The 20,320-nt window shown below is 71.3% G+C and carries 20 protein-coding genes; 13 read left to right on the top strand and 7 right to left on the bottom strand.

Annotated elements, in window-relative coordinates:
* Nucleotides 1-99 precede the first annotated feature (99 nt).
* Nucleotides 100-339 carry an exodeoxyribonuclease VII small subunit gene (locus tag ACIBVQ_RS14850; protein ID WP_352013777.1) on the top strand — a complete coding sequence of 80 codons (240 nt, stop codon included), beginning with the start codon at nt 100-102 and terminating at the stop codon, nt 337-339.
* On the opposite strand, the gene ACIBVQ_RS14845 is transcribed toward ACIBVQ_RS14850, so the two are convergent.
* Both ACIBVQ_RS14845 and ACIBVQ_RS14840 read right to left on the bottom strand, forming a co-directional pair.
* Complete coding sequence (locus ACIBVQ_RS14845) at nt 336-881, bottom strand: DUF4245 domain-containing protein (protein WP_399177888.1); 546 nt, start codon at nt 879-881, stop codon at nt 336-338. The two genes, ACIBVQ_RS14850 and ACIBVQ_RS14845, sit on opposite strands and share 4 nt — an antisense overlap.
* Nucleotides 882-919: 38 nt before the next feature.
* Entirely contained in the window at nt 920-1,522 is a 603-nt protein-coding gene (locus ACIBVQ_RS14840; protein ID WP_362914158.1) for a TetR/AcrR family transcriptional regulator, read from the bottom strand.
* An 85-nt stretch (nt 1,523-1,607) separates the two neighbouring features.
* On the opposite strand from ACIBVQ_RS14840, the gene glpX reads away from it, so the two are divergent.
* Nucleotides 1,608-2,642 (top strand): class II fructose-bisphosphatase, encoded by a 1,035-nt coding sequence (gene glpX, locus ACIBVQ_RS14835; RefSeq protein ID WP_352013780.1) that lies wholly within the window; start codon nt 1,608-1,610, stop codon nt 2,640-2,642.
* Nucleotides 2,643-2,646: 4 nt separating this feature from the next.
* Here the strand turns inward: glpX and ACIBVQ_RS14830 are convergent, their stop codons facing one another.
* On the bottom strand, nt 2,647-3,258 hold the full coding sequence (locus ACIBVQ_RS14830) for a DUF1707 domain-containing protein (RefSeq protein WP_352013781.1): 612 nt from the start codon (nt 3,256-3,258) through the stop codon (nt 2,647-2,649).
* Nucleotides 3,259-3,420: 162 nt separating this feature from the next.
* On the bottom strand, nt 3,421-4,212 hold the full coding sequence (locus ACIBVQ_RS14825; RefSeq protein WP_399177885.1) for a 5-deoxy-glucuronate isomerase: 792 nt from the start codon (nt 4,210-4,212) through the stop codon (nt 3,421-3,423).
* Nucleotides 4,213-4,485: 273 nt separating this feature from the next.
* Here ACIBVQ_RS14825 and ACIBVQ_RS14820 point away from each other — a divergent pair, with 273 nt between their 5' ends.
* Nucleotides 4,486-5,292 (top strand): SDR family oxidoreductase, encoded by an 807-nt coding sequence (locus ACIBVQ_RS14820; RefSeq protein ID WP_362914153.1) that lies wholly within the window; start codon nt 4,486-4,488, stop codon nt 5,290-5,292.
* A 20-nt stretch (nt 5,293-5,312) separates the two neighbouring features.
* Here the strand turns inward: ACIBVQ_RS14820 and ACIBVQ_RS14815 are convergent, their stop codons facing one another.
* A complete protein-coding gene (locus tag ACIBVQ_RS14815; RefSeq protein WP_399177884.1) occupies nt 5,313-5,588 on the bottom strand; it encodes a hypothetical protein in 276 nt (91 codons plus the stop codon).
* A 199-nt stretch (nt 5,589-5,787) separates the two neighbouring features.
* Here ACIBVQ_RS14815 and ACIBVQ_RS14810 point away from each other — a divergent pair, with 199 nt between their 5' ends.
* The 5 genes from ACIBVQ_RS14810 (at nt 5,788) to ACIBVQ_RS14790 (ending at nt 11,754) form a co-directional block, all read left to right on the top strand.
* Complete coding sequence (locus ACIBVQ_RS14810; protein WP_362914149.1) at nt 5,788-7,440, top strand: fumarate hydratase; 1,653 nt, start codon at nt 5,788-5,790, stop codon at nt 7,438-7,440.
* A 104-nt stretch (nt 7,441-7,544) separates the two neighbouring features.
* A complete protein-coding gene (locus ACIBVQ_RS14805; protein WP_399177882.1) occupies nt 7,545-7,979 on the top strand; it encodes a TIGR03668 family PPOX class F420-dependent oxidoreductase in 435 nt (144 codons plus the stop codon).
* Nucleotides 7,980-8,236: 257 nt separating this feature from the next.
* Nucleotides 8,237-8,845: a superoxide dismutase gene (locus tag ACIBVQ_RS14800; protein WP_352013787.1), complete on the top strand. Its 609-nt coding sequence runs from the start codon at nt 8,237-8,239 to the stop codon at nt 8,843-8,845.
* 69 nt (nt 8,846-8,914) lie between these two features.
* A complete protein-coding gene (locus ACIBVQ_RS14795) occupies nt 8,915-10,093 on the top strand; it encodes a serine/threonine-protein kinase (protein WP_352013788.1) in 1,179 nt (392 codons plus the stop codon).
* A gap of 35 nt (nt 10,094-10,128) precedes the next feature.
* Nucleotides 10,129-11,754, top strand: a complete 1,626-nt coding sequence (locus tag ACIBVQ_RS14790) for a serine/threonine-protein kinase (RefSeq protein WP_399177879.1) — start codon at nt 10,129-10,131, stop codon at nt 11,752-11,754.
* A 55-nt stretch (nt 11,755-11,809) separates the two neighbouring features.
* Here ACIBVQ_RS14790 and ACIBVQ_RS14785 read toward each other — a convergent pair whose 3' ends face one another.
* Nucleotides 11,810-13,057 carry an SLC13 family permease gene (locus ACIBVQ_RS14785; RefSeq protein WP_362776848.1) on the bottom strand — a complete coding sequence of 416 codons (1,248 nt, stop codon included), beginning with the start codon at nt 13,055-13,057 and terminating at the stop codon, nt 11,810-11,812.
* 144 nt (nt 13,058-13,201) lie between these two features.
* On the opposite strand from ACIBVQ_RS14785, the gene ACIBVQ_RS14780 reads away from it, so the two are divergent.
* From ACIBVQ_RS14780 to ACIBVQ_RS14760, 5 genes are read left to right on the top strand one after another with little or no spacing between them, the layout of a single operon-like run.
* Nucleotides 13,202-14,623, top strand: coding sequence for a class II fumarate hydratase (locus tag ACIBVQ_RS14780; RefSeq protein WP_399177877.1), 1,422 nt, complete (start codon nt 13,202-13,204; stop codon nt 14,621-14,623).
* The gene (locus tag ACIBVQ_RS14775) at nt 14,620-15,006 is read left to right on the top strand and encodes a tautomerase family protein (RefSeq protein WP_386196022.1); all 387 of its coding nucleotides are present in this window, start codon (nt 14,620-14,622) and stop codon (nt 15,004-15,006) included. The genes ACIBVQ_RS14780 and ACIBVQ_RS14775 overlap by 4 nt, the downstream gene beginning before the upstream one ends.
* A 43-nt stretch (nt 15,007-15,049) precedes the next feature.
* Nucleotides 15,050-15,613 carry a GyrI-like domain-containing protein gene (locus ACIBVQ_RS14770; RefSeq protein ID WP_362914139.1) on the top strand — a complete coding sequence of 188 codons (564 nt, stop codon included), beginning with the start codon at nt 15,050-15,052 and terminating at the stop codon, nt 15,611-15,613.
* 50 nt (nt 15,614-15,663) lie between these two features.
* A complete protein-coding gene (locus ACIBVQ_RS14765; protein WP_352013793.1) occupies nt 15,664-16,410 on the top strand; it encodes a 3-hydroxybutyrate dehydrogenase in 747 nt (248 codons plus the stop codon).
* A gap of 34 nt (nt 16,411-16,444) precedes the next feature.
* A complete protein-coding gene (locus ACIBVQ_RS14760; protein ID WP_399177874.1) occupies nt 16,445-18,343 on the top strand; it encodes a helix-turn-helix domain-containing protein in 1,899 nt (632 codons plus the stop codon).
* Here the strand turns inward: ACIBVQ_RS14760 and ACIBVQ_RS14755 are convergent.
* Complete coding sequence (locus tag ACIBVQ_RS14755; RefSeq protein ID WP_399177872.1) at nt 18,328-20,307, bottom strand: glycosyltransferase family 2 protein; 1,980 nt, start codon at nt 20,305-20,307, stop codon at nt 18,328-18,330. The two genes, ACIBVQ_RS14760 and ACIBVQ_RS14755, sit on opposite strands and share 16 nt — an antisense overlap.
* Between the last annotated feature and the right edge of the window lie 13 nt (nt 20,308-20,320).

Here is a 20,320-nt window from a genome sequence, read left to right as displayed (position 1 = left end):
GGCGGTCGGCGGGGCCCCGTCAGGGGCCTGTCCACGGAACTTTCCACCTACCGAGGTCGCCCAGGCCGCGCCCCGCGGAACAAGCCCTAGGGTGGGGGCGTGGCCGATGAGAAGACACCGTCGTACGAGCAGGCGCGTGAGGAGCTGACCGAGGTGGTCCGCCGTCTTGAGGCGGGCGGGCTCACCCTGGAGGAGTCCATCCAGCTGTGGGAACGGGGCGAGCGGCTCGCGGCGCTGTGCGAGGAGTGGCTGCAGGGCGCCCGGGTGAAGCTGGCGGCGGCCATGGCGCAGCGCAGGGGGCCGGACCCGGCGGGAGACGCGCCCTTCCAGCCCTTCTAGGTCAGTTTGGTCTGCTGCTTGAGGGTCGCGGCCAGGGCGGACAGCTCGTCCCACTGGGCGGTGCCGGTGACGACGAGTGTGACGTCGGGCAGGACCTGCACCAGGGAGCGCTGGTTCTTGTCCTCGCGGAAGCGCTTCTCCCAGGTCACCCCGTCGATCTGGAGGCTGCCCTGGGGCCGGTCGCTGTTGGCCATCCGGTTGGCGAACCCCGCGGCGGGCCGTTCGTCGCTCTGGGCGATCAGGGCGTGGGCGCGCTTGGCGGTGGCGAAGCCGAGCCGCCAGGTCACGGTCGCCTTGCCCTCGCTGTCCTTGCCCTTGGTCATCCGCGAACTCGTCGGCACCCAGTTGGCGAGCACGAACGCGGGGGACCACACCTGGTACGGCGCGTCCCGGCGCATGTTGGCCACGTCGATCGAGTAGTCGACCTTGGGAATGTGCTCGGTACGGCTCTGCGGGGTCACCAGGAGAAAGACACCGACGCCCGCGAGACAGACCATCATCGCGAACGCGTATCCGTAGAAGCCCTGAGTGAACCGTCTCACGACCATCGAGACTATCCGCTCACGGGGGCGCTCCCGCCTCAGGGGCGCCGGATCTGCCCGATGATGCCCAGTACGTTCTCGGCGAGGACGCGGGAGGTCTCTTCGTCCGGTGACAGGACGACCTCGATGACGGCGGCGTCCAGCGCCCCGGTGAGCACCACGACCAGCGCGTTCTCGCCGTCGAACAGGCTGGCGCTGCGCCTGGTCCACCGGCGCAGCCGTTCGCGCATGACGACCTCGAAGCCGGGTGGCCCGTCACCGCGCAGGAACAGCGCGGCGATCTCGCGTTCGGCCAGGCAGCCGTCGAGGTAGGCACGGGCGCCCGCGACGAACAGCCGCACGGGGTCGTCCTCACCCGTGGCGCGGGCCGTGTGGACGGCCTGCCTGGTCCGCCGGGCCTGCCGCTCCTGGAACTCCTCGAACAGCGTCAGGTAGAGGTCGGCCTTGCCGGAGAAGTGGTGGTAGAGGCTGCCGACGCTCGCCTCGGCCCTGGAGACGATGTCGGTGACGCCGGTGTCGGCGAAACCACCGGTGAGAAAGGCCTCCCTGGCTGCGGCGAGCAGGGCCGTACGTGTCGCGGCGCCTCGTTCCGAGGCGCGTGCGGTCAGGCCCGCGGGTTCCCGTTCCGTGTCACGGCTCATCGTGGGGACATTATCCTCCGCTGCTCGGTCAGAAGAGGGACAACTACGATCGATGTGCAGCAATCCACGAGAGGGGCCCTCCGCCATGTCCGATCAGACGACCGTCCCTGCCGAACTGGCCACGGGTGAACACGCACCTGATCGCAACCTCGCCCTCGAACTCGTCCGGGTGACCGAGGCGGCGGCGATGTCCGCGGCCCGCTGGGTCGGGCGGGGTGACAAGAACGGCGCGGACGGCGCCGCGGTGAACGCCATGCGCCAGCTGATCAACACCGTGTCGATGAGCGGTGTGGTGGTGATCGGCGAGGGTGAGAAGGACAACGCGCCGATGCTCTACAACGGTGAGCGCGTCGGCGACGGCAGCGGCGCCGAGTGCGACGTGGCCGTCGACCCGATCGACGGCACCCGGCTGACCGCGCTCGGCATGCCGAACGGCATCTCGGTCATCGCGGTCAGCGAGCGCGGCTCGATGTACGACCCGTCGGCCGTCTTCTACATGGACAAGCTGGTCACCGGGCCCGAGGCGGCCGACGCGGTGGACATCAACGCCCCGGTCGCCGACAACATCGCCGCGGTGGCACGTGCCAAGGGCGGCGCGCCCTCCGACGTGACCGTGGTGATCCTCGACCGGCCACGCCACGACAAGGTCATCCGGCAGATCCGGGAGGCGGGCGCCCGGATCAAGCTCATCACCGACGGCGACGTGGCCGGTGCCATCATGGCGGCCCGCGCGGGCACGGGCGTCGACCTGATGCTCGGCATCGGCGGCACGCCCGAGGGCATCATCGCGGCGTGCGCGCTCAAGTGCCTGGGCGGGGTCATCCAGGGCAGGCTGTGGCCGCAGGACGACGCCGAGCGGCGCAGGGCGCTGGACGCCGGTCTCGACCTCGACGCCACGCTGACCACCGACGACCTGGTCAGGTCGGACGACGTCTTCTTCGCCGCGACCGGGATCACCGACGGTGAGCTGATGCAGGGCGTGCGCTACCGGAGCGGGCGGGCCGTGACCAACTCCCTGGTCATGCGGGGCCGTTCCGGCACGATCCGCAAGATCGAGAGCGAGCACCAGCTCTGGAAGCTGCGGGCCTACAGCGCGATCAACTTCGACGACGCGAGCTGACCCGTCACGCCGACCGGCGGCGGAACCACGGCCTGCGGGGACGTTTGGGCGACTTGGCGACGACGTTGCCCATGGTGACGAGGCCGGTGATCTCGATCACCGGCCCGTCCGGGGAGGGCGGGACCTGGTTCTTCCTTCCCGCCATGAACCCCGACCCGGACATCAGGATGCGCACCCCCTCGGGGACGATCAGGGTGAGGGTGGCGGCCATCACGGTGACGTTCAGCGTCACGTGGCTCGACTGGAGCACCGCCTCGCGCAGGTCGAGGGTGACGTTGGCGCAGATGGCGGTGGCGGAGTAGCGGGTGGGCACCACCCAGCGGCCCGCGTGTGTCTGGGTGCCGAAGAGGGCCATGACGGGCCGGACGTCGGTGCGCAGGGGCTGCTCCTCCGGCGGGAGCAGGTCCGTGGTGAACGCCGCGAGCTCACCCAGGGTCCTGGCCTGGTAGACGGCGGTGAGGCGTTCCTCGTGTTCGTCGGGGGTGAGCCTGCCGTCGGCGAGCGCGTCGGCCAGCACCGCCGCCACGCGTTCCCGGTCGTCGTTGCCCGCCCTCAGATCACCGGGACGCGGTTCGTACACGGGATCGCGAGGCGCCGGGGGAGGGTAGCTGTCCACCTCTCGACCATAACCTTCCGGGGAACCCGTGAAGCCTCCGCGTGAGCGTCCGTTGACCGTCGGGTACGGCAGCGCCCCGGTCCTGCGGGTCTCCCGGCTCGCCGGAGGCTTCCGGCCCTCCCTGCCCGCGGGCCCTGTCCACGGTTGCGTCCGGGAGGCCGTCTAGGGCGCCTTCGTCATGGGCAGGCGCGGGTCGTCGGGGACCTGGCCGTGCGCCCGGATCTCGGTGGCCGCCGCCGGGCGCTCGGGCCCGGCCAGCACGCTCAGGTGGTAGAGGTCGTGGCCCGGCGCCGCCGTCGACGGGCCGTGGCAGCCGTGCGGGACGAGCACCACGTCCCCTGAGGAGACCTCGGTCACCGTCTCGTGGGCGCCGTGAATCCGCTGGTAGCCGGGCCCGCCCTCGAAGTAGTAGATCCGCTCGCGCACGGCCCCGCACTCCGGGGTCGCGTCGTGCTCGTACGGCGGGCAGGGCGTACGGTTGCCGCCCGGGGTGAGCACCTCGACCGCGACGAGCCGGTCGCACTCGAAGGCGCCGGGGGCGCAGAAGCCGTTGATCTGGCTGCTCGTCCGGCCCTCCCCGCGCACCTCGACGGGCACCTCGCGGGCGGGGCCGTACCTGACGGGGAAGCTTCTGCTCGCGCGGGCCGTGGGGAAGGCGAAGCGGCCTGCGCCGGTGATCCTGACCGTCGCGCCGACGGGCAGGTAGGCGAAGTCGCTGACCGCGTGGAAGACGGAGACACGCCCTTCGAGGGCGAGCCGTACGCCGTCGCACTCGATCCGGCACGAACCGGAGAGCGGCAGGACCAGCATCTCCTCGTCGCCGGTGCAGAAGAGCACGCTCTCGTCGGAGAGCGTGAGCAGGCGGAGCCCGGCGTGGTTCCAGCCCGCCGTCTCCGGGGTGATCCACAGCGCCCACGGCGCCAGGGTGGAGGTACCCGCGGGGACGAGGGTCATGGTCTCTCCCGACGTCGTGTTTCGCACGATCCTTCGCCCATGCCGCCTCCAGCGTGTCCTGGCCGTTACCGGCAGGCGTATAACACCGTCGGCCCGACCACAAGACCCACCGCCGCACACGGTATGACGGCGGCCGTGGACATCGACATAACGACGGCCGATTTCCGCGCGAATTACCCGTCCGACCTGCGCCGGGGCCGGGGCGGGCGGCCGGACTACCTTCGACAACCGCGGCCCGGGACCGGGTCGCGGGGTTCGACTGGAGGAGGACACATGGACCTGCGACTGTCCGGACAGGTGGCCGTCGTCACCGGGGCGTCCAAGGGAATCGGGCTGGCGGTCGTGAGCACCCTGCTGGCCGAGGGCGCCCGGGTGGTCGCCGCCTCGCGCGGGAGCAGCCCGGGACTTGAGGCGCTCGCCGGAGACGACCTGGTGCACGTCGCGGTCGACCTCATGGAGCCGTCGGCTCCCGGACTGGTGGTCGCCCGTGCCGTTGAGGAGTTCGGCGGGCTGGACATCCTGGTCAACAACGCCGGAGGGCCGCCGCCCGGGGTGACGTTGCCGCGTTCGTCGTTCTTCGAGGCCGGTGACGACGACTGGCGGACGGTGTTCGAGCTCAACCTGTTCTCGGTGGTGCGCGCCGTACGGGCGGCCGTCCCGCTGATGCTGCGGCGGGGCGGCGGGGCGATCGTCAACGTCTCCTCGGTCAACGCCAGGCAGCCCTCGCAGATGAACGTCGACTACGGCGCGGCCAAGGCGGGCGTGAACAACCTGACCAAGGCTCTGTCCGAGGAGTTCGGCCCGCAGGGCATCCGGGTGAACACGGTCTCCCCCGGTCCGGTCCGCACGCCGTGGTGGACCAAGCAGGGCGGCGCGGCCGACGTCATCGCCTCGATGACGGGTTCCGACCGGGACAGCGTGATGGACCGCCTGGCGCCGGAGATGATGCGCCTGACCACCGGCCGCCTGGTCGACCCGCAGGAGGTGGCCGACGCGGTCGCGCTGCTGGCCTCCCCGAGGTCGGCCAGCACCACGGGGGCCGACTTCGTGGTGGACGGCGGCTTCCTCAAGGCGGTCTGATCCGTCGCCTCCTCCGGAGGTCAGTGGTTGAGCCGCTCGTGGGTCTGTCCCTGGATCTGTCCGGGGCTCTGCTCCGGGGCGCTGCGCTGGCTGGGCAGGTCACTCCTCTCCAGCCGGCGCCTGCGCTGCTCCGCCTTGGAGATGTCGGCCGGCTGCTGGGGCGCCTCGCCTTCGTTGCTTCTGATGGTCGCCAGCGCTATCGCGATCAGCGAGACCGCCAGTCCCGCGACCACGAGGAGAGCCAGGATCGCGAGCATCACGATGTTGCTGCTCAGGATGGTGTCCACGGTTCCCATGACGTCCTCCGGCCTTCTCTCTTTCCACCTTTCTCCTCTTCTTCGCGAAGGGTGGTCGAAAAGCCGTCATTAAAGGCCCAAATGTTGATATATGCCTTTTGGTGGGTTTGTGGTGCCCGACCACGGCGAGGAGGCGTGAGCGGCAGGCCGTACCCTCTATGAGACCGGAGAAGGCCACCGGCACGGAGGACCGAGGACGATGCCCGAGTTCGACTACACCGACCTGCTTCCGCTGGGACAGGACGAGACCGAGTACCGCCTGATCAGCACCGAGGGGGTGCGTGTCGTCGAGGCGGCGGGCCGCAGGTTCCTCGAAGTCGATCCCGAGGCGCTGCGACTGCTGACCGAGACGGCCGTCCACGACATCTCCCACTACCTTCGCTCCTCCCACCTGGCCCAGCTTCGCAAGATCGTCGACGACCCCGAGTCGAGTGGGAACGACCGCTTCGTCGCGCTCGACCTGCTCAAGAACGCCTCGATCTCGGCGGGCGGCGTGCTGCCGATGTGCCAGGACACCGGCACCGCGATCGTCATGGGCAAGCGGGGGCGTCACGTGCTCACCGACGGCGCGGACGCCGAGCACATCTCGCGCGGTGTCTACGACGCCTACACCAGGCTGAACCTGCGCTACTCCCAGATGGCCCCGATCACCATGTGGGAGGAGAGGAACACCGGCTCCAACCTGCCCGCCCAGATCGAGCTGTACGCCGAGGACCCCAACGGGCACCCCGACGAGTACAAGCTGCTGTTCATGGCCAAGGGCGGCGGCAGCGCCAACAAGTCCTTCCTGTACCAGGAGACCAAGGCGGTCCTCAACGAGAAGCGGATGCTCGCCTTCCTTGAGGAGAAGATCCGTTCCCTGGGCACCGCCGCGTGCCCGCCGTACCACCTGGCGATCGTCGTGGGCGGCACCTCGGCCGAGTTCGCCCTGAAGACGGCCAAGTACGCCAGCGCCCGCTACCTGGACTCCATCCCCACCTCGGGCTCCCCCAGCGGCCACGGTTTCCGAGACACCGAGCTTGAGGCGAAGGTCTTCGAGCTCACCCAGAAACTCGGCATCGGCGCCCAGTTCGGCGGCAAGTACTTCTGCCACGACGTCCGCGTCATCCGCCTGCCCCGGCACGGCGCCTCCTGCCCGGTCGCCATCGCGGTCTCCTGCAGCGCCGACCGCCAGGCGCTGGCCAAGATCACGGCCGACGGGATCTTCCTTGAGCGGCTGGAGACCGACCCGGCGAGGTTCCTGCCCGAGACCACGGACGAGCACCTGTCCGACGACGTGGTACGGATCGACCTCAACCGCCCGATGCCGGAGATCCTCGCCGAGCTGACCAAGTACCCGGTCAAGACCCGCCTGTCCCTGACCGGCCCGCTGGTCGTGGCCCGCGACATCGCGCACGCCAAGATCGGCGAGCTGCTCGACGCGGGCGGCGAGATGCCGCAGTACATGAAGGACCACGCGGTCTACTACGCCGGTCCCGCCAAGACCCCCGAGGGATACGCCTCCGGATCGTTCGGCCCGACGACGGCGGGCCGCATGGACTCCTACGTCGAGCGCTTCCAGGCCGCGGGCGGTTCCATGGTCATGCTGGCCAAGGGCAACCGCTCCAAGCAGGTCACCGACGCCTGCGCGACCCACGGCGGCTTCTATCTCGGCTCCATCGGCGGCCCCGCCGCCCGGCTCGCCCAGGACTGCATCAGGAAGGTCGAGGTCCTGGAGTATCCGGAGCTGGGCATGGAGGCCGTCTGGAAGATCGAGGTCGAGGACTTCCCGGCGTTCATCGTGGTCGACGACAAGGGCGACGACTTCTTCACCGACCGCACGGGGCCGGTGCTGTCCATCGGGCGGCGCTGACCTGAGACGACCCTGGGAGGGGGCGAGGAGATCCTCGCCCCCTTTTCCGTGTTCCGTTTTGCGTCCCTGCCAAGGTGTTCCGGCGGCCGCGTTTCAATGGCCGGATGGACACCTCACGGGCGCGGGCCCTGTTCGTGACCGCCAGGGTCGCCCGCCTGGCAACCGTCAGCGCCGGTACCGCCGGCGCGCCCCGGATCGTCCCGGTGACCTTCGACGTGGACGGTGACACGGTCGCCTTCGCGATCGACCACAAGCCGAAGCGCACGACGGATCTGCGGCGGCTGCGTGACATCGCCGCCGACGACCGGGTGTGCCTGCTGGCCGACCACTACGAGGACGACTGGACGCGGCTGTGGTGGGTCCGTGCCGACGGCAGGGCCAGGATCGTCACGGACGGGCCCGACAGGGAGCGTGCCCTGGCCCGTCTGGCCCGGCGCTACCCGCAGTATCGCGAACGGCCTCCGCACGGCCCCGTCGTGCTCATCGAGGTGACGTCGTGGACGGGATGGGCCTTCAGCGATCCGCCGGGAGAGGGCTGAGAAAGGTCCCGCGCGGGAGGACGGTGCGAACGCCCTCGATCCGACCGGCTCGGGACGACCCGGACCACACGGACGTCCGTGCCGCGCCGCGCCGTACGGGTGTGCGGGACCCCCTCCGGACCAGCTGACACCTGCCATCATGATGTAATTGCGAATTACTTGCAACTACTGAGAGTCCTAGGTCGCAAGTCTGATGCACATGCATGTATCCGGCAGTAGTGTCGGCGAAGTACCGACCAACGAGGAGGTAGACCTTCATGGGTGAGTACACCCTTCCGGATATGCCCTACGACTACGCGGCGCTTGAGCCCGCGATCACCGGCGAGATCCTGGAGCTGCACCACTCCAAGCACCACGCCGCCTATGTCAAGGGCGCCAACGACACCCTGGAGCGGCTGGCCGAGGCCCGCGACAAGGGCGAGTTCGGCGGTCTCGTCGGCCTTGAGAAGACCTTCGCCTTCAACCTGTCGGGCCACGTGCTGCACTCGATCTTCTGGGAGAACCTCTCCCCCGACGGCGGCGACCGCCCCGACGGTGAGCTGGCCTCCGCCATCGACGAGCACTTCGGCTCGTTCGAGGCCTTCCAGAAGCAGCTGACCACCGCGACCGCCGGGGTGCAGGGTTCCGGCTGGGGCGTGCTGGCCTGGGAGCCGCTCAGCCGCCGCCTGGTCGTCGAGCAGATCTACGACCACCACGGCAACGTCGGGCTGAACACCACGCCGCTGCTGGTCTTCGACGCCTGGGAGCACGCCTACTATCTCCAGTACCGCAACGTGCGCCCCGACTACGTCGAGAAGCTGTGGTCGCTGATCAACTGGGACGACGTGAAGCGGCGCTTCTCGACAGCGACGAGCGCGAAAATCTGACCGAAGAACGCAAGAAGTTTCGGCCCGGTCCCTACTGGTCGCATTACGCAAATCGGTAAGCTGCCCATCATGCGTGCGCCCTCCGGATACCTCCTTGCAGCGCGCTACCGGCTTTCCGAGCCGGTCGGGCGCGGCGGCATGGGTACCGTCTGGCGCGCGCACGACGAGTTGCTCGACCGCGAGGTCGCGGTCAAGGAGGTGCGGCTGCCCCTCGTCCTGGACGAGGACCTGCGGGCGGAACTGTGCGCCAGGACCGAGCGTGAGGGACGGGCGACCGCGATGGTCGCCCATCCCTCGGTCATCACCGTCTTCGACGTCGTGACGGAGGACGAGCGTCCCTGGATCGTGATGGAGCTGCTGCGCGCCAGATCCCTGGAGCAGCTCCTGCAGGACCGGGGACCGCTGCCACCCCGCGAGACCGCCGAGATCGGCCGCCAGGTCCTCGGGGCGCTGCGGGCCGTACATGCCAAGGGGATCCTGCACCGGGACGTCAAGCCGAGCAACGTCCTGGTGACCGACGACCGGGCGGTGCTCACCGACTTCGGCCTGGCCGCGCTCGAAGGCGACGTGTCGATCACCCAGGCGGGCATCGTGCTCGGCTCCGCCGGATACATCGCCCCCGAGCGCGTGCTCGGCGCCAAGGCAACCCCCTCGGCCGACCTGTGGTCGCTCGGCGCGACCCTCTACACCGCCGTCGAGGGCCGCGGCCTGCACGGCCGCCGTACGGCGGCCGCCGCCCTGGCCGCGTTGACCAGCGGTGAGCCGATTCCGATGGAGAAGGCCGGCCCGCTGACCCCGGTACTGCGCGGCCTGCTCATGATCGACCCGGCGGCCAGGCTCGACGCGGTGCGCGCCTCGATGATGCTCGCCAGGGTCGCGGCGGGCGGGACGGCGGAGGAGCCGCTCGCCAGGACCACGGGCAGGATCGGCAGGAACACCGCGACGCTCACGGTCCCGTCGTTCAACCGCCGTCCGCAGCACCGTGGGCTGCACCGCGCGGGTTCCGCGCCGTTGCCGCCGCCCCCGCTCATCCCTCCGCCTCCGCAGACCGTGGCGCAGCCTCCCGCGCCGCCCCCGCCGTACCCGCCGCCCTCGTCCAGGGCGCACCGCCGCCCGGCGGAGGGGATGCACCGCAAGCCGATGAGCCAGGCCCCGGAACCGCGGCCGTTTGTCCGTTTCGTCACGCCTCTGATCCGCCTGGTGCTCCCTCGGCTGTTGTGGCCTAAGGAGCTCCGTAAGCGAAGATAAAGCGAGCTTCAAGGAAGAATCGCTATCTTCTTCTCATGCCGGAACAGCAGACGCGCGTGCTCGCTGACCGCTACGAGCTGATCACACCGCTCGGCCGGGGGACGATGGGGACCGTTTGGCGCGCCCACGACCGTTCCCTCGGTCGTGAGGTCGCGATCAAAGAGATCCGTCAGGAGCCCGGGCTCAGCGAGGCACAACGCGCCGAACTTCGGGAGCGCATGATCCGTGAGGGTCGTACGGCAGCCCGCATCAGTCATCCCTCGGTGGCCACCGTCCACGACGCGATCGTCGAGGACGGCAGCCCGTGGATCATCATGGAGCTCGTCCAGGCCCGCTCCCTCGAACAGGTCATCGAGGAGGAGGGGCCACTGCCGCCCCGGCTCGTCGCCGAGATCGGCGTGGACCTGATCGGCGCGCTGCGCGCCGCCCACGACCAGGGCATCCTGCACCGGGACGTCAAGCCGGGCAACGTGCTGGTCACCGAGAGCGGCAGGGTGGTGCTCACCGACTTCGGCATCGCCAAGGCGGAGGGGGACAGCAGCCTCACCAAGACCGGCATGGTGATCGGCTCGCCCGGCTACACGGCGCCGGAGCGGGCACGCGGTGAGCACACCGGCCCCGAGTCCGACCTGTGGTCGCTCGGCGCGACGCTGTACTTCGCCGTCGAGGGCCGTCCGGCCTACGAGCGTTCCTCGGTGGCCGAGACCCTGGCCGCGCTGATGACGGACAAGGCCGATCCGCCGACCCAGGCCGGCCCGCTCCGGCCGGTGCTCGAACACCTCCTGGAGCGGGACCACACCGCCCGTCCCTCACACCTGCAGGCGATCGCGATGCTCAGGACCGTCGCGGACACCCCGACCGGGTCCATCCCGGTCGTGCCGCCCCTGGAGGCCCCCGGCGCGTCCCAGAAGGCGGCCTCCCAGAAGGCGGCGCCCGGAACAGCCGCCGGAGGCACCGGAGACACTGCCGCGAAGGCCGTCCCTGAGGCGTCCAGGCCTGCCGGGGTACCCGTCAACCCCGTCCAGTCCCCGTCCCGCCCCTCCACGGCCCAGCCGCCCGTACAGGCCCCGGCTCCGGCTCCCGCCCAGCCCTCCGCGCCGGCTCCCGCTCCGGTCTCCTCGCAGGGAGACGACGAGGAGTTCGACGCCAACCGCACGGTGGTGGTCATCCGCCCCAAGGGGGGTCTGCGCCTGCCTCCCGGTCCGCAGGCCGCCGCTCCCGTCCCGCCGACGGCCCCCGCGCCGGTCGACGGGCGCCCTGCCGTACCCGGCCTCGGGACGCCGGTCGCGGGAGCGCGGACTCCCTCCCCGGCTGCCCCTCCGGTGCGGGACAGACCGGTCGCGGGCCCCTCGGCCCCTCCCCCTTCCCCGGGCTTCCCGCCCGGCGGAGCCGTACCGCCGCCGCAAGGACCGCCGCTCCAAGGACCGCCGCCGCAGGGTCCCTGGGCGCCCGCCGGGCAGCCGGGGGACGGCGTGCGTTCCCACGGGCTCGGGACCGACCTGTTCGCCATCGCCGGGCAGAACGGCCCCTCCGCCCAGAACGGTCAGGCGCCCCAGCGGAAGTCCTCAGGGAGCCGGGCCGGGGTGCTCGTCCTCATGGGCGTGGCGGCCGTCGCCCTGGTGGTGATCGTCATCCTGGGCGTGTCCTTCCTGACCGGCTGAACCGGCTGAACCACGGCGCCCGGCGACGGGCCGGGCGCCACGGGGCGTCGCCGGGTCAGACCCCGATCACGTTCAGGGACACCCACAGCGCCACGACCGCGAGCGGCAGCGTGGCGCCGACGGTGAGCAGGCCGAGCCGGGTGAACTCCCCCAGCCCGACCCCGGTGTCGTGCTCGCGCACGATCCGCCGCCACAGCAGGGTCGCCAGGGACCCGGCGTAGGTGAGGTTGGGCCCGATGTTCACCCCGATCAGCACTGCGAGGACCGCGCCCGGCCCGGCGGGGGCGGTCAGCGGCAGCAGGACCAGTACGGCGGGCAGATTGTTGATCACGTTCGCCAGGACCGCGGCCAGCGCCGCGATCCCCAGCAGGGCGGGCAGGCCGGTGCCACCCGGGACCAGGTGACCGAGCGCGTCGGCGAGGCCGTTGCCGACCACCGCCCGCACCACGACGGCCAGCGCCAGGACGAAGGCCAGGAACGGCACCGCGGCCGACCGCACGACGGCCACCGGGGTGGTGTGCCCCCTGGCCAGGGCACGACAGGCGAGTACGGCCGCGCCCGCCAGGGCCGCCCACGCGGGGTTGATCCCCAGCCAGGAGGCGACCACGAACCCGGCCAGCGTGCACACCACGGTGACCAGCGCGAAGACCGGTGTCTCACGAGGCTCGGCGACGGCCGGGGCCACGGCCCCCGCGTCCAGGTCCGTGGCGAAGAACCTCAGAAACAGGACGTACTCCACCCCGACCGCGACCAGCCAGGGCAGCGCCATCAGGGCCGTGAACCGGGTGAAGCTCAGGCCGCTGGCGGCGAGGGCGAGCAGGTTCGTCAGGTTGGAGACCGGCAGCAGCAGCGAGGCCGTGTTCGACAGGTGGGCGCACGCGTACACGTGCGGCCCTGGGCGGGCGCCGAGCCGGGCGGCGGTGGCGAGCACGACCGGCGTCAGCAGCACGACCGTGGCGTCCAGGCTGAGCACCGCGGTGATGAGCGAGGCGGCGGCGAACACCTGGGCCAGCAGGTGACGTGGCCGTCCCGCCGCGCCACGGGCCATCCAGACGCCGCAGGCGTGGAACAGCCCCTCGTCGTCGCACAGCTTGGCCAGGACGAGCACGGCCGCCAGGAAGCCGACAACCGGTCCCAGCCGGGCCATCTCGGCGACGGCCTGTTCCACGGAGATCGCCCCGATCGCGACGACCGCTCCGGCGGCGGGGACCGCGACCACGGCCTCCTGCCAGCCCCACGGCCGGATGACCGCGCAGGCCAGCACCGCCAGGAGCAGGAGGACCGAGACCGTCTCGGCGAGCACGGCGTTCAACGGCGTCCTTTCCTGGGCGGGACCTTCCGGGCACGGACAGGGCGGCCACGACTGTGGGAGGAGTCTCGCAAACGTCCTCAGGTATGGTCACGTCACCCCAGGCGTCCGTGTCCGGCGAAGGCGCAAACTGGAAGCATGAGCGAGTTTCGGATCGAACATGACTCGATGGGCGATGTGCGGGTCCCGGCGGACGCGAAGTGGCGGGCGCAGACACAGCGGGCCGTCGAGAACTTCCCGGTCTCCGGCCGTGGCCTGGACAGCGCGCACATCGCGGCACTCGGCCTGATCAAGGCCGTCGCGGCCGAGGTCAACACCGAGCTCGGCGTGCTCGACAAGAAGATGGCCGAGGCGATCGCCGAGGCGGCGACGGACGTCGCGGAGAACGAGTGGGACGCCGAGTTCCCCGTCGACGTCTTCCAGACCGGCTCAGGCACCTCCTCCAACATGAACGCCAACGAGGTGATCGCGACCCTCGCCGAAGAGCGTCTCGGCCGCCCCGTCCACCCGAACGACCACGTCAACGCCTCGCAGTCCTCCAACGACGTGTTCCCGACCTCGATCCACGTCGCGGCGACGACCGAGGTGACCTACCACCTGATCCCGTCCCTGCGGCACCTGGCGACCGCGCTCAGGAACAAGGCGCTGCAGTTCGAGGACGTGGTCAAGGCGGGCCGTACGCACCTGATGGACGCCACCCCGGTGACGCTGGGGCAGGAGTTCGGCGGTTACGCCACCCAGATCGACAACGCCATCACCAGGGTTCGCGGGGTGGTCCCCCGCCTCGTGCAGCTGCCGCTCGGCGGCACGGCCGTGGGGACCGGGATCAACACCCCGCCCGGCTTCGCCCCCAAGGTCATCGAGAAACTCCGCGAGGCGACGGGCCTGCCGTTCTCCGAGGCCCCCGACCACTTCGAGGCGCAGGGGGCCAGGGACTCCATCGTGGAGCTGTCCGGCCAGCTCCGCACCGTCGCCGTCTCGCTCAACAAGATCGCCAACGATCTGCGCTGGATGGGCTCGGGGCCGCGCACCGGACTCGGGGAGATCAACCTCCCCGACCTCCAGCCCGGTTCCTCGATCATGCCGGGCAAGGTCAACCCCGTCGTCCCCGAGGCCGTGTGCATGGTCGCGGCCCAGGTCATCGGCAACGACGCGGCCATCGCCTTCGCCGGGGCCTCGGGCAACTTCGAGCTCAACGTGATGCTGCCCGTCATCGCCCGCAACGTGCTGGAGTCGATCCGGCTGCTGGCCAACGTCTCCCGGCTGCTGGCCGACCGCTGCGTCATCAGGATCACCGCCAACGTGGACCGGCTGCTCGAATACGCCGAGTCGTCCCCCTCGATCGTCACCCCCCTCAACCGGCACGTCGGTTACGAGGAGGCCGCGAAGATCGCCAAGCAGGCCCTGGAACAGCGCAGGACGATCAGGGAGGTCGTGGTCGAGCGCGGTCACGTCGCCAGCGGCGCCCTCACCGAGGAGCAGCTCGACGCGCTGCTCGACGTGCTCTCCATGACCCGGCCGCCGTCGGCTCCCGAGGATCGGGGAGACTCCCGGACATGACACAGATCAAGATCTACGGCCGCCGCGACGTCTGGGCCGACCGGCGCCGGGAGGTGTCCGACACCCTGCACGCGTGCCTCACCGAGGTGTGGCGGCTGCCCGAGGACAAGCGTTTCCACCGGTTCCTGCTGCTCGACGCCGAGGACCTCCTCTGCCCGCAACGGAGCGAGCGGTACCTCATCGTGGAGATCGTCTGTTTCACCGGCAGGACGGACGAGGCCAAACGCGACCTCATCCGCGCGCTGTTCGCCAGGGCCCAGGAGCGACTCGACCTGCCCGCCGCCGACCTGGAGATCGTGATCATCGAATCTCCGCAGGTCAACTGGGGCATCAGGGGCATGCCCGGTGACGAACTCACGCTGACCTACCCGGTTTCCGTCTGAGGCGACTGGACTCTCCCCCCGTGGGAGAGTCCAGCCTTACGGCATGAAGCAGATCCACCGCGACCTCTACACGGCCACCGCGACCCCGCGCCTCCTCGACGTCCCCGAACTGCCCTGCCTCATGTTCGACGGCTCGGGCGCCCCCTCGGACGAGTCGTACCTCGACGCCGTCGCCGCCCTGTACGGCGTGGCCTACGCCGTACGCGCCGAGTTGAAGCCGGTCGTGACCTACTCGGTCGCCCCCCTCGAAGGGCTCTGGGACGGCGACCCCGGCGACCTGTCCGCCATGCGCTGGACGGCCCTCATCCCCCAGCCCGCCCAGGTGACCGCCGAGATCGTCGAGCGGGCGGTGGAGACCGTACGGCGTAAGCGGCCCGGGACGCGGCTCGACGGCCTGCGGCTGGGCACCATGAACGAGGGCAGGTCGGCCCAGATCCTGCACGTCGGCCCCTTCAGCGAGGAGCCCGCGACGGTCAAGACGCTGATGGAGTTCATCACCGGGCAGGGCCTGGCCCTGGCGGGCAGGCATCACGAGATCTACCTGTCGGACTTCCGCCGCACCGCCCTGGAGAAGCAGCGGACCGTCATCCGTTACCCCGTCGGCTGACGGGCCTGGCGTCCACCGGATCGGCGGGACCGGACACTACATTCGACGTCATGACTGATCTGGCGGGGCGGCTGGCCCTGGTGACCGGAGCGGGCAGCGGGATCGGACGGGCGTGCGCGCACCGGCTGGCCGCCGCCGGGGCGCACGTGGTCGTGCTGGACAGGGACGCGGGGGCCGCCGCCGAGGTGGCCAGGGAGGTCGCCGGGACGCCGGTCGTCGCCGACCTGGCCTCGCCCGGTTTCGTCGACCTGGTCCCCGCCGACGTGGACGTCCTGGTGAACAACGCCGGGTTCCAGCACGTGGCGCCGATCGAGGAGTTCCCGCCCGAGGTGTTCTCCACGATGCTGAAGGTCATGGTCGAGGCGCCGTTCCTGCTGGTCAGGGCGGTGCTTCCGGGGATGTACCGGCGGGGCTGGGGGCGGGTCGTCAACGTCTCCTCGGTCCACGGCCTGCGTGCCTCGCCGTACAAGTCGGCCTATGTCACGGCCAAGCACGCCCTCGAAGGGCTGTCGAAGGTCGTCGCGCTCGAAGGCGCCGAACACGGCGTCACCTCCAACTGCGTGAACCCCGCCTACGTCCGCACGCCCCTGGTCGAGGAGCAGATCGACGACCAGGCGAGGAACCACGGCATCGGCAGGGACGAGGTCGTGGAACGGATCATGCTCGGCCCGGCGGTGATCAAGCGGCTGATCGAACCGGAGGAGGTGGCCGAGCTGGTCGCCTACCTGTGCGGCCCGCACGGCTCGTTCGTCACCGGGGCCTCCCTGCCTCTCGACGGAGGCTGGACGGCCCGCTGAGAACCACCGCCGGGGCGGGCGCGACAATGACGTCATGAGCGCGCGGGTCTTCCTCGAACTACTGGCCAGGGAGGCGTCCGCCGTGGAGTTCGAGGGCCCGGTCCTGGCCGCCAGGAGCGCGGGCGCGGACGCCGCGACGCTGGCCGACCTGGAGGAGGCCAAGATCGTCGCGCTGCGGGTGCGGGAGCTGCTGCGGCGCAGGGCCCGGCGTGAGGCCGAGCTGTCGGCGCTGTTCGACACCGCGGGCGACCTGGCCGGGCTGCGCGACCTCGACGCCGTCCTTGAGGCCATCGTGCGCCGGGCCAGGCAGCTGCTCGGCACCGACGCCGCCTACATGACGCTGCACGACCCCGACCGGGGAGACACCTGGATGCGGGTGACCGACGGCTCGGTCTCGGCCAAGTTCAGGGCGTTGCGGCTGCCCATGGGGGCGGGGCTCGGCGGGCTGGTGGCCCAGACGGCGACGCCGTACTCGACGGCCGACTACTTCGCCGACCCCCGTTTCCGCCACAACACGGACATCGACGACGCCGTGGTCGAGGAGGGGCTGGTCGCCATCCTGGGCGTCCCGCTCAAACTCGGCGGCCGGGTCATCGGCGTGCTGTTCGCGGCCAACCGCGGCGTGCGGCCCTTCAGCCAGGACGAGGTGGTGCTCCTGGGTTCGCTGGCCGCGCACGCGGCGGTGGCGATCGACAACGCCAGGCTGCTGCAGGAGACCAGGAACGCCCTTGAGGAGCTGAGCGAGACCAGCCGCCTGGCCAGCGCCCACAGCGGGGCCGTCGAGCGGGCGGCGCACGCCCACGACCGGATGGCCGGGCTGGTGCTGCGCGGCGGCGGCGTCGAGGACGTGGCCGCCGTGGTGACCGAGGTGCTCGGCGGCTCGCTGGTCGTGCTCGACGACGTGGGACGGCCGATCGCCGGCGACCCGGGCGAACTGGGCGCGGGCGTCACGGCGGTGATCGCCGAGGCGGCCAGGACGTCCCGCGCGCTCGGCCGTACGGTCAGGAGGGGCAACCTGCTGGTCGCCTCGGTCGACGTGGGCGCGGAACCGTTGTGCACGCTCGTGCTGCGGGCCGCGGAACCGGTCGCCGACACCGACCAGCGCATCCTGGAACGGGCGGCGCTGGTCACCGCGCTGCTGACGCTGTTCCGCCGTACGGTCGCCGAGGCCGAGGGCCGGGTCAGGGGCGAGCTGCTCGAAGACCTGATCTCCCGTCCCGGCATGGACGGCCTGACCGAGCGGGCCAGGCGGGTCGGCGTCGATCTCGGGGCCGCCCACGTGGTCGTCGTGGCCCGCTACGGCGACGAGCGGGAGCGGGCCGCGTTCTGGGCCTCCTCGCACGCCGCGCTCAACCGCGGCCTGGCGGCCCAGGGCGGGGACGAGGTCGTGCTGCTGCTGCCCGGCGAGGACCCCGGCGCGCTCGCCAGGCGGGTCGCGGCCGAACTCGGCGCCGCCCTCGGCCGTCCGGCGACGGCGGGCGCCTGTGGCCCCGTACGCGGCCCCGGAGAGGTGGCCGGGGCCCACCAGGAGGCAAGGCGCTGCGCGGACGCCCTGGTGGCCCTGGGCCGCGAGGGAGAGGGCGCGGGCGTCGCCGAGCTCGGCTTCGTCGGGCTGCTCGTCGGCGGAGGCCGTGACATCGAGGCGTTCCTCACCGCGACCGTGGGCCCGGTGCTCGACTACGACGCCCGGCGGGGGACGGCGCTGGTGCGCACGCTCACCGCCTACTTCGGCACCGGCTGCTCTCTGTCCCGTACGGCCGAGGCCCTGCACATCCACGTCAACACGGTCACCCAGCGCCTTGACCGGGTGGCGCAGCTCCTGGGGCCGGGCTGGCAGGCCCCGGAACGGGCCCTGGAGGTCCAGCTCGCCCTGCGGCTGCACCGGCTCAGCGGCCGGCCGGGCTCGGCCCCGCCGGGTCAGCCGGGCACGTAACGCCGCTGGGCGGCCCTCGTCACCCTGACGACCCTGCGAACCCCTGGGATGCGCAACGCCACCCGTTTGAACAGCGGGTAGCGCGGGGCCGGTCTCCTCGCGGCGGAGGCCGCGCGGACCTCGACCCGGCCACCGAGGCTCATCCCGACCTTGAAGCGCAGTCCGACCTCCCGGTCCCCGATCCGCAGGAACGGCCGCCAGTCGCCGGGGGCGAGGAACCCCTCACGGTAGACCCGCCGTACCGGCACCTTGGCGACGAGCCGCCCGGCGAGCTGCCCCGGCACGCCCGGCTCGACCAGCGCGGGCGCGCAGATCTCGTGCTCCCCCCTGCTGGCCCTGCGCAGCACCAGCTCCGCCGCGGGCCCCCCGCTCGGCGGCACGTACGGCACGGGCACCACGACGAACACGTGGTCGCGCCGCGAGGTGACGGTCGCCCCCGGGGAGACCAGCGCGATCGACTCGGCGAACGAGCGGGGCTCGACGCACACGCCGAGTTCTCCCCGGTCCGACCACCAGGGGATGACCAGGCGCTCGGAGTGGTCGGCCAGTGTCCCGGTGCGGTTCGGCGGGGAGCCGGTCACCCGGGCGCGGACCTGGTGGGGGCCGCCGTACATGCGGACGTGGACCTCCCACAGGCCGGGGGGCAGCGCCTCCCCGAGGGCCGCGGAGGAGGCGTCGAGCCTGGCCGATCCGGTGACCTGGAGCCTGACCCCGTTGTGGTGCCTGCTCTGGATCACCGAGCAGGTGACGGGCAGGAAGTAGATGAGCCCGCTCTCCTCGTGCCTGACGTAGACCTCGAACCTGGCCCGGGAGGCGGCGTGGGTGACGTCGGCCAGCTCGGGCCGCAGGCTGAGGCCGTCGAGGGGGACGGGCGGCTCCCAGGCCAGGCCGTCGTCGCCGTACCGGACGAACCGCACCGGTTCCCCGCCCGCGCGGACGATCTCCACGGCGAGGTTCATGGTGAAGGCGCCGTCCTGCCAGGACAGGCCCCTGAGGTCGGCCCGCAGGCGGGTGCCGCGCATGGCCTGGGCGAGTTCGACGAGCTGGTCGAGCCTGCCCGCGCGCAGCAGCGCCGCGCGCACACGCATGTGGACGGGCAGGTAGCGGTCCAGGCGTGGGGGGAAACGCTGCACGACCAGTTCGCGCAGGGTCGTGAAGGTCGCCGCCCTGTCCTTGGACGAGGTGACGAACCCGGCCCCCGCGAGACGGCGCAGCACGGCCGTGCGGAACCAGTGGGCGTACATCCGGTCGCGCCGCCGCCCCTGGGGGACCTCGTAGTCGACGACGTCGAGCAGTTCGCGTAGTTCGGTGGCGTGGACGTAGGGGTCGTCCTCCTGACGCGCCGGACGTTCCCCGAGGAGGCAGCAGACCCGGTCGGCCAGGACGGTGATCGTCCTGGCCCGCAGGTAGGCCCTGGTCACGAACGTCTGCTCGGCCAGCGTCCCCCCGGGGTCGGGGAAGGTGAGCACCTCCTCGTCGAGGAACTCCCTGCGGTACAGCTTGTGCGGCGTCGGCAGGGTGAGCAGCCGGTCCCCGAGCAGGTCGGCGTTCTCCCGGTTGCGTTCGAAGATCTTGGACGGCGGCGCCTGGCCGTCCGCCAGCCGCCCGATGAGGATGTCCGCTCCGGTCTCGACCGCCCGGTCGTACATGCGCTCAAGGGCGAGGCGGTCGAGGCGGTCCGTCTGGTCGAGCAGGTAGACGTACTCGCCCCTGGCGACCGCCATGGCGACGTTGCGCCCGCTCATCGGCGAGCCGGTCCGCCCGAGGTGCAGGACCCGGACGTTCGAGCGGACCGCGGCGATGGCGTCGAGGCGGAGCTGGATTCCGTCGTCCGATCCGTCGTCGGCGAAGATGACCTCGTACTCCTCCGAGGACATCGACTGTTCGAGCACGGACCGGATACACGCGTCGGCGGTATCACCGGGGTTGTACACCGGCACTACGACGCTGACTTTTACATCCATGCGCCCAAGCGTG

Origin of the sequence: Streptosporangium sp. NPDC049376, from assembly GCF_044466505.1 — a bacterium.
Classification (GTDB): Bacteria; Actinomycetota; Actinomycetes; order Streptosporangiales; family Streptosporangiaceae; genus Streptosporangium.
Note: the sequence above shows the minus strand (reverse complement) of the source record. Positions and strands in the feature narration are given on the sequence as shown.

What these genes read in the sequence shown, in the direction of transcription:
- ACIBVQ_RS14840 (WP_362914158.1), bottom strand. Translation starts at nt 1,522, where the DNA reads ATGAGCCGTGACACGGAACGGGAACCCGCGGGCCTGACCGCACGCGCC.
- glpX (WP_352013780.1), top strand. Translation starts at nt 1,608, where the DNA reads ATGTCCGATCAGACGACCGTCCCTGCCGAACTGGCCACGGGTGAACAC.
- ACIBVQ_RS14825 (WP_399177885.1), bottom strand. Translation starts at nt 4,212, where the DNA reads ATGACCCTCGTCCCCGCGGGTACCTCCACCCTGGCGCCGTGGGCGCTG.
- ACIBVQ_RS14820 (WP_362914153.1), top strand. Translation starts at nt 4,486, where the DNA reads ATGGACCTGCGACTGTCCGGACAGGTGGCCGTCGTCACCGGGGCGTCC.
- ACIBVQ_RS14815 (WP_399177884.1), bottom strand. Translation starts at nt 5,588, where the DNA reads ATGGGAACCGTGGACACCATCCTGAGCAGCAACATCGTGATGCTCGCG.
- ACIBVQ_RS14810 (WP_362914149.1), top strand. Translation starts at nt 5,788, where the DNA reads ATGCCCGAGTTCGACTACACCGACCTGCTTCCGCTGGGACAGGACGAG.
- ACIBVQ_RS14805 (WP_399177882.1), top strand. Translation starts at nt 7,545, where the DNA reads ATGGACACCTCACGGGCGCGGGCCCTGTTCGTGACCGCCAGGGTCGCC.
- ACIBVQ_RS14800 (WP_352013787.1), top strand. Translation starts at nt 8,237, where the DNA reads ATGGGTGAGTACACCCTTCCGGATATGCCCTACGACTACGCGGCGCTT.
- ACIBVQ_RS14795 (WP_352013788.1), top strand. Translation starts at nt 8,915, where the DNA reads ATGCGTGCGCCCTCCGGATACCTCCTTGCAGCGCGCTACCGGCTTTCC.
- ACIBVQ_RS14790 (WP_399177879.1), top strand. Translation starts at nt 10,129, where the DNA reads ATGCCGGAACAGCAGACGCGCGTGCTCGCTGACCGCTACGAGCTGATC.
- ACIBVQ_RS14780 (WP_399177877.1), top strand. Translation starts at nt 13,202, where the DNA reads ATGAGCGAGTTTCGGATCGAACATGACTCGATGGGCGATGTGCGGGTC.
- ACIBVQ_RS14775 (WP_386196022.1), top strand. Translation starts at nt 14,620, where the DNA reads ATGACACAGATCAAGATCTACGGCCGCCGCGACGTCTGGGCCGACCGG.
- ACIBVQ_RS14770 (WP_362914139.1), top strand. Translation starts at nt 15,050, where the DNA reads ATGAAGCAGATCCACCGCGACCTCTACACGGCCACCGCGACCCCGCGC.
- ACIBVQ_RS14765 (WP_352013793.1), top strand. Translation starts at nt 15,664, where the DNA reads ATGACTGATCTGGCGGGGCGGCTGGCCCTGGTGACCGGAGCGGGCAGC.
- ACIBVQ_RS14760 (WP_399177874.1), top strand. Translation starts at nt 16,445, where the DNA reads ATGAGCGCGCGGGTCTTCCTCGAACTACTGGCCAGGGAGGCGTCCGCC.
- ACIBVQ_RS14755 (WP_399177872.1), bottom strand. Translation starts at nt 20,307, where the DNA reads ATGGATGTAAAAGTCAGCGTCGTAGTGCCGGTGTACAACCCCGGTGAT.